The sequence below is a fragment of the Haloferax sp. ATB1 genome, assembly GCF_000730175.1.
Map to the genome: position 1 here is coordinate 21,720 of NZ_JPES01000013.1, position 7,978 is coordinate 29,697.

Annotated in this window: 6 protein-coding genes and 2 pseudogenes; all 8 read left to right on the plus strand. The window is 70.2% G+C overall.

All coding sequences use genetic code 11. The annotated features are described in order from the left end of the window. Nucleotides 1-105: 105 nt before the first annotated feature. Entirely contained in the window at nt 106-252 is a 147-nt protein-coding gene (locus ATB1_RS21900) for a hypothetical protein (RefSeq protein WP_157837702.1), read from the plus strand. Further along, complete coding sequence (locus ATB1_RS02465; protein ID WP_052367656.1) at nt 249-1,277, plus strand: YeiH family protein; 1,029 nt, start codon at nt 249-251, stop codon at nt 1,275-1,277. Before ATB1_RS21900 ends, ATB1_RS02465 begins: the two co-directional genes overlap by 4 nt. A 39-nt stretch (nt 1,278-1,316) precedes the next feature. Next, nucleotides 1,317-1,712 carry a hypothetical protein gene (locus tag ATB1_RS02470; RefSeq protein WP_042662112.1) on the plus strand — a complete coding sequence of 132 codons (396 nt, stop codon included), beginning with the start codon at nt 1,317-1,319 and terminating at the stop codon, nt 1,710-1,712. A 193-nt stretch (nt 1,713-1,905) separates the two neighbouring features. Further along, nucleotides 1,906-2,394 (plus strand): universal stress protein, encoded by a 489-nt coding sequence (locus ATB1_RS02475; RefSeq protein ID WP_042662113.1) that lies wholly within the window; start codon nt 1,906-1,908, stop codon nt 2,392-2,394. Then, a pseudogene (locus ATB1_RS02480) lies at nt 2,391-4,611 on the plus strand (amino acid permease). Before ATB1_RS02475 ends, ATB1_RS02480 begins: the two are co-directional and overlap by 4 nt. A 95-nt stretch (nt 4,612-4,706) precedes the next feature. Beyond that, nucleotides 4,707-5,656 (plus strand): annotated as a pseudogene (locus ATB1_RS02485) (alpha/beta fold hydrolase). Nucleotides 5,657-6,015: 359 nt separating this feature from the next. Continuing rightward, a complete protein-coding gene (locus ATB1_RS02490; protein WP_042662114.1) occupies nt 6,016-7,059 on the plus strand; it encodes an AIR synthase family protein in 1,044 nt (347 codons plus the stop codon). 187 nt (nt 7,060-7,246) lie between these two features. Beyond that, nucleotides 7,247-7,978, plus strand: a 732-nt coding sequence (locus ATB1_RS02495; protein ID WP_042662115.1) for an aminotransferase class V-fold PLP-dependent enzyme, incomplete at its 3' end; no start/stop codon positions are given.

Sequence of the window (7,978 nt, forward strand, 5' to 3'; positions counted from 1 at the left end):
CTTACAGCTCAATCGACCGGGTCACCGCCGATTTAGCGGATATTGTTGCTGTTTTCACAGACGGAAGCGACACGTTCAACGGCCCGGCTCTCGTGGCACCGACAAATGCGCGATTCGTCTCCCATGTGCGACGCGCTCGGCGCGGCCACCGTCGAGCGCGCGTACGAACTGTGGTGTACGCTCGAACGCGGCTGGCGCGCGACCGCCCTCGGACTCGTCGTCGTGACCGTCCTCGCGGCGCTCGGGCCGTGAGCACCGGGGGGAACTCGGACGCCGAGAACGCCGGCATCAGTCGGCTCGCGCGACTCGCTCCCGGCGTCGGCCTCCTCGTCGTCCTCGCGGGGGCGGCGGCGCTCGTCGCCGGCTTCGTCCCCGGCGTCAACGCGCTCCTGCTCGGCGTCCTCTTCGGGGCCGTCGTCGCCAACACGGTCGGCGTCCCCGACTGGGCGCGCCCCGGCGTCGACACGCAGAAGCTCCTCCTCGAGACGGGTATCGTCCTGCTCGGCGCTCGCATCGCAATCGACGAACTCGTCGCCTCCGGCCCCGTGCTGGTCGCGCTCGTCGTCGTCACCGTCGCCGCGGGCGTCCTCCTCGTCGAGGCCGTCGCCGGGCGCGTGTTCGGCCTCGCCGACAAGACCGGGTCGCTTCTCGCGGCCGGCGCGAGCGTCTGCGGCGTCTCCGCGGCCACCGCCATCGCCGGCACCATCGACGCCGACGGCGAGTCCCTCACCCACGTCGTCGCCGCGGTCCTCCTGTTCGACGCGCTCACGCTCGCCGCGTTCCCCATCGCCGGTGACCTGCTTCCGCTGTCCGGCCGTCAGTTCGGCATCTGGGCCGGCCTGAGCATGTTCAGCACCGGTCCCGTCACCGCGGCCGGCTTCGCCCACTCCGAGGTCGCCGGTCGCTGGGCAACCGTGACCAAACTCGCGCGAAACTCCATGCTCGGCTTCGTCGCCGTCGCCTACGCGGTTCGCTACGCCGGTCGGGCCGAGGAGGCCGCGACCGGCCTGCGAGCCGTCTTCGACGGCGTCCCGCGGTTCCTCGTCGGCTTCGTCGCCGTCGCCGCCGTCGCCAACCTCGGTCTGCTCTCGGACGCGACGCTCGCCACCGTCGGCACCGCCAGCAACGCCCTGTTCGCGCTCGCGTTCGTCGGTCTCGGTCTCGACGTCCGCCTCGACGCAATGCGGCGGACGGGCGCGGCCCCGCTGGGCGTCCTCGGACTGCAACTGCTCACCGTCAGCGCGCTCGCGCTCGCCGCCGTCCTCGCGCTGTTCTGACGCGGGTCGCTTTTGTACCGCGCGGCTGTACCGTTCCACATGACCCGATTCGAGGCCGACACGCCCCGCGAGCGCCGGAAGCTGTTCGCCGACGCCGTGTCGGCGCACCGCGACCGCGGCAGCGCCTTTCTCACCATCGAGGCCGAGCGCCTCGACGACCTCGACGGCGAGGGTCCCGGCCCGTGGATTCAGTTCGCCGACCAGACGTTCAACATGGACGTAACCGAAGACGAACTCGACCGGCTCAAAACGCTCCTCTCGGAGTTCCCCGAGTTCCGCATCGACAAACTGGAGAGCCCCGAGGAGGCCGAGGGGACGAACGTCCGCATCACCGCCCGCTCGGACGCCAACCGTCTCGCCGGCTTCGCCGACCGCGTCTTTCAGGCGGTCTACGGCCGCGACGAGGCGTATCGAGCGTGGGTCACCGCGGTCTGAGGCGGGGCCGTCGCCCCGGAATCGGCCCGGCCGACACCGTACCCCGGTTTGCGAACTTCTAAACCGATTGCCGCACAACCCCGGCGTATGAATTCCCGACGGTCACGTTGTGAATCGGGTGTAGTCGTCCCGGCACAATCCCGTTCCGCCGGGCGGAACCGCTTTTGTCACACCGCGCTCGCGGGCTCGACACATGACTGAACACGTCGAACCGCTGTTCTCGCGTCCCCTGCTTCCGATTGCGAACGCGGACGACGCCGAACTCACCTGCGCCGCCGCGTTCCCGCACATCGCCGCGGCCGGCGGTCGGGCCTCGGTCGTCCACGTCATCGAGAAGGCGGGCGGCGCGCCGGACAAGGCCGGCGTCGAACAGCGCGAGGAGGTCGCAGACGAGCTATTCGACGTCGCCCGCCGCGCCGCGGACGACGCCGGCATCGACATCCACACCGACCTCCGGTTCGCCACGGACGTCGGCGACGCCATCCTCGACGCCGCCGAGGACGCCGACGCGACGGCCATCGTCTTCACCCCGCGCGGCGGTCGCTCGTGGTGGGACCTCTTTTCGGGCGCAGTCCGAGACCATCTGGTTCGGCACAGCGACCGCCCCGTGGTCGTCCTGCCGGCAGCGGACGCTGCGGACGTCGACACCGACGACGCGGACGACGCCGGTGGTGAAACATGACCGACGAGGAACTCGCAAAGGACCTCGGGCCGCTCGCGGCGTTGACCATCGGTATCGGAACGATGATCGGCGCGGGCATCTTCGTGCTTCCCGGCGCTGCGGTCAAAGCGGCCGGACCGCTCTCGGCCGGCGCGTTCGTCCTCGGCGGCGTCATCGCGCTCTTGACCGCCGCGTCCGCCAGCGAACTCGGCACCGCGATGCCGAAGTCCGGCGGCGCGTACTACTACATCAACCACGCGCTCGGGCCGCTGTTCGGGAGCGTCGCCGGGTGGGGCAACTGGATGGGGCTCGCGTTCGCCTCCGCGTTCTACATGACCGGCTTCGGTCAGTACGTGGTGACGTTCCTCCCCGTTCCGAGCCTCGTACTCGGCGGTGTCACGGTCTCCGCCGTGAAGCTCGTCGCCCTCGCGGGCGGCCTCCTCTTCGTGTTCATTAACTACGTCGGCGCGAAGGAGACGGGGAAGCTACAGAACGCCATCGTGCTCATCCTGCTGGCCATCCTCGCCGTGTTCACGCTCTTCGGACTCCTGAACGCGGACCTCGCCAAACTCCGCCCGTTCGTCCCGCCGGACAGGGGCTTGTCGCCGCTCCTGCCGGTGACCGGCCTCATCTTCGTCTCGTACCTCGGGTTCGTCCAGATAACCTCCGTCGCGGAGGAAATCAAGAACCCCGGAAAGAACCTCCCGCGGGCCGTCCTCGGCAGCGTCGTCATCGTGACGCTGGTGTACGCGCTCGTTCTCCTGACCGTGCTGGCCGCGGTGGACAACAGCCTCGTCGCCGGGAACGAGACCGCCGTCGTCGACGTCGCCCGACTCCTCATCGGTCCGGTCGGCGCGGGCGCGATGCTGTTCGGCGGCCTCCTCGCCACGGCCTCGTCCGCGAACGCCTCGATTCTCGCCTCCTCGCGCATCAACTTCGCCATGGGGCGCGACCGAATCGTCTCCGAGGAACTCAACGAGATTCACCCCCGGTTCGGCACGCCGTACCGCTCTATCGCCATCACCGGCGGGTTCATCCTCCTGTTCATCCTGCTGGCCAACGTCAACACCCTCGCGAACGCCGGGAGCGTCCTCCACCTCATCATCTACGGGCTGCTCAACGTCGCGCTCGTCGTGATGCGCGTGGCCGACCCCGAGGATTACCAGCCGGACTACCGGGTTCCGCTGTACCCCATTGGTTCCCATCCTCGGGGCGATCACGTCGTTCGCCCTCATCGCCTTCTTCGCCGACACCATCGTCCTCCTCGCGGCCGGCTTCGTGGTGTTCGCCATGCTGTGGTACGCCGCCTACGCCCGCACGAAGGCGACGAAGCAGGGCATCCTCGGGAAGTACCTGCTCCAGCAGTCGGAGCAGCTCCCGGACGCCGCAGTCTCGGCCGCCACGTCGGTCCAACCCGACGGGGGCTACCGCGTCATGGTCCCGCTTTCGAACCCCGAAAGCGAGCGCGACCTCATCTCACTGGCCGGGGCCGTCACCAAGGCCAACGACGGGACGCTCGTCGGCGTCCACATCGTGAAGGTGCCGGACCAGACCGCTCTCGAATCGGCCCGCGAGGAGTACGACTTCGCCGAGGCCGACCGCCTGCTCGAACAGGCCCGCGTCGACGCCGACGAACTCGGCGTGGACATGGAGACGCACACCGTTCTCTCCCACCGGTCGTTCGAGGAAGTGTTCGACGCGGCGGAGACCTACAACGCCGACCTCGTCGTCATGGGCTGGGGCCCCGACAGCCACGGGTCCCCCGGCCGCGCCGAGAGCGCGTTCGAGGAGATGACCCACTCGCTCCCCTACGACGTGCTGGTGCTGAAGGACCGCGGCTTCGACCCCTCGCACGTGCTCGTACCGACCGCCGGCGGCCCGGACTCCGACCTCTCGGCGTCCATCGCCTCGGTCCTCCGGGAGTTCTGTGACGCGGAGGTCGAACTCCTCCACGTCGCCGACGACGCGGCGGAGGGCGAGCGCTTCCTGCAGGAGTGGGCCGACGAACGCGGCCTCGGCGACGCCACGCTCACCGTCGAGACCGGAGACGTCGAGGCGGCCATCGAGTCCCACGCGACCGACGCCTCGCTCCTCGTCATCGGCGCGACGGAACGCGGCCTCCTCTCGCGGCTGGTCCGCGGCACCGTCGTCATGGACGTCGTCGAAGACGTGGAGTGTTCGGTACTCATGGCCGAACAGAGCCGCACGCGGAGCATCAGAAAGCGCCTGTTCGGGTAGGTTCGACTCCCGCCGCGACACCGACGCATTTCTCGCAGACGACGGCCGCTCGCGCCGCCGCGGCACATTTGTCCCTCGCCGCCGTAGCGGTGAGTATGGCGAAGCAATCGGGGCTGTCGCGCGACGACGTGGAACTCCCCGTCGAGGCGGCGAGCCGTCGTATCGAGGTGGGCGAGGTCACGCTCCACGCGGTCGAAGCCGGACCGGAAGACGGCGACCTCGCCGTGCTCCTCCACGGCTTCCCGGAGTGTTGGTACGCGTGGGCGGACTACCTCCGCCCGCTGACCGAGGCGGGCTATCGGGTCGTCGCGCTCGACCAGCGCGGCTACAACCTGAGCGACCGCCCCTCGGGCGTCGAGTGGTACAGCATCGACGAACTCGCCGGCGACGTCGTCGGCGTCGCGGACGCGCTCGGCCACGAGAAGGCGCACGTCGTCGGTCACGACTGGGGCGGCGCGGTGGCGTGGTGGACCGCGCTCCACCACCCGGAGCGGGTGCGCTCGCTCACCGCGATGAACCTCCCGCATCCCGCGGTGTTCGCCCGCCACCTCCGCCGCGACCCGGCCCAACAGCTCCGGAGCTGGTACGTCCTGTTCTTCCAACTCCCGAAGCTCCCCGAACTCGTCGCGCCCGTGGGCGATTGGGCCGTCCTGGAGCGGGCGATGACCGGCTCCGCGCTCCCCGGCACGTTCTCGGCGACCGACCTCGACCGCTACCGCGCCGCGTGGTCGGTGCCGGGTGCCTACGGGTCGATGGTGGACTGGTATCGCGCGGTCGTCCGCGAGCGCCCGCGTCCCCGCGCCGAGACGGTCGAACCGCCGACGCTCGTCGTCGGGGGAGCAAAGACAGGTTCCTCCGACCGAAGATGGCGCGCGAGAGCCTCGCGTTCTGCGAGGACGGCCACCTCAAGACGTTCGACGAGGCGACCCACTGGGTCCACCACGAGGAGCCGGTCGCCGTCGCCCGCGCGCTCGTCGAACACCTCGACGACGCGTGGCGGACGCCGAACAACACCCCCGACGAAGCGGGGCACCGGCCGGTCTGAGCGGCGGGGGCGATTTCCCCGATGCGGCAGTATTTGCTGACGCCTCGTTGGAGATATATAGGTCCATCGAGGGAACTTAGCGAGGTTCTTGTAGGTCCGGCGTTCACGTTCAACCGACGCGGGAGCAGTCCGGTGGTGGGACTTTCCATGCCCCTTCGAACCGTCTCCGCGTCTCTTCATGAGCAGGGACGGGGGACCGTCCCGCCTTTCGACCGGCGAGCGGCCGCGTCGGCGAGTCAGTCGAGCGCGACCCGCGCCGAGACCGAGACCGAATCCGGGATTCTCCGGTCCCGGGCCCGGCTCCGACCCCGCCGGCGGCGGATGAGTACGTTCTTACTGGCGGCCCCCCGAGGTCGCGTATGACCGACCTCGGAAAGGTCGACCGCGAGTTCTTCGACGAGTACATCTACCCGCGGCTGGGCGCGGCCCGCGACGACGTGGCGCTCGGCCCGACCCACGGCGTCGACTTCGGCCTCCTCGACATCGACGGAACCGCCGTCGCCATCGCGACCGACCCCATCTCCGTGCTTCCCGCGCTCGGCTTCGAGCGTGCAGGCCGGTTCGCCATCGACATCGTCCTCTCTGATATCGCCGTCTCGGGGCTGGACCCCTCGCATCTCGCCGTCTCCTTTACCCTCCCGCCCGAGATGACCGACGAGCAGTTCGCCGAACTCTGGGAAGCGATGCACGAAGAGGCCGACGACCTCGGCGCCAGCATCGTCACCGGCCACACCGCCCGCTACGCCGGCTGTTCGTACCCGTGGGTCGGTGGCGCGACCGCGCTCGCCGTCGGCGACCACGACGACGTGGTCCGCCCGGACGGCGCGAAACCCGGCGATGACGTGCTCGTGACGAAGGGGCCGGGCGTCGAGGCGACCGGCCTCCTGACGACGCTGTTCCCCGGCGCCTTCGCCGACCTCGATACCGACGTGCTCGCGGCCGCGCAGGACCGACTCGACGAGACCGACGCCGTCCGCGACGCGATGACCGTCTCGGCCGCCGGCGGCCGCGGCGTCCACGCCATGCACGACGCCACCGAGTGCGGCGTCCACGGCGCGCTCAACGAAATCGCCGAGAGCGCGGGCGTCCAACTCGAAATCGACGAGTCGAGCATCCCGCTCCGCCCCGGCGTCCGCGAGACCTGCGACTTCCTCGGCATCGACCCGTGGCGCTCGACCACCGCCGGGTCGCTCATCGTCGCCACGGACCCCTCGGTCACGGACGACGTGGTCGCCGCGCTCGACGCCCGCGGCACCCCCGTCGGCGTCGCCGGCACCGTCGTCGCGGGCGAGGGCGTCGTCGTCGACGGCGAGCGCATCGAACACCCCGACGTGGACCCCTCGTGGGCCGCCTACGAGCGACTCGCCCGCGAGGCCGAGTCGTCGGCGACCGACGCCGAATAAGCTGACCCGCCACTCGGGTTCCAGCGCGGGCCGCGCACCTACTTGTCGCGCGGGCGCTTCGAGACGCGTATGACCAGCTCCGACGACCTCGGCGACCCTGACGACTCCGACGACCTCGGCGACCCTGACGACTCCGACGACCTCGGCGACCCTGACGACTCCGACGACCTCGGCGACCGCCCGCGAGATGGACGCCACGGACCCGCTTTCGGACCTCCGCGACCGCTTTTTCGTCCCCGAGGGCGAACTGTACCTCGACGGCAACTCGCTCGGCCCGCTGTCCGTCGATGCGGCGGCGGCGCTCGACTGCGTCGTCGACGAGTGGCGCGACCTCGCCATCCGCGGGTGGACCGACGCCGACCCCGAGTGGTTCAGCTACGGCGAGCGACTGGGCGACCGACTCGCGCCCCTCGTCGGCGCGAAGCCCGAGGAGGTCGTCGTCGCCAACTCCACCACCGTCAACATCCACGCGCTCGTCGGAACGTTCTACGACCCCGCCCGCGGCGAGCAAATCGTCGTCGACGACCTCGACTTCCCGACGGACCACTACGCGGTTCGCGCGCAACTCCGGGCGGCCGGCCGCGACCCCGACGAGACGCTTCGCGTGGTCGAGAGCCGCGACGGGCGGACCATCGAGACCGAGGACGTGCTCGCCGCCATCGACGACGACGTGGGGATGGTGTTTCTCCCCTCGGTCCTCTACCGGAGCGGCCAACTGTTCGACGTCGAGACCATCACCGAGGCGGCTCACAAGGCCGGCGCGCTGGCCGGCTTCGACCTCGCGCACTCGGTCGGCGCGGTCCCGCACCGACTCTCCGAGGTGGGCGCGGACTTCGCCGTCTGGTGTCACTACAAGTACCTCAACGCCGGCCCCGGCTCCGTCGCCGGCCTCTACGTCAACGAGCGCCACTTCGGCGTC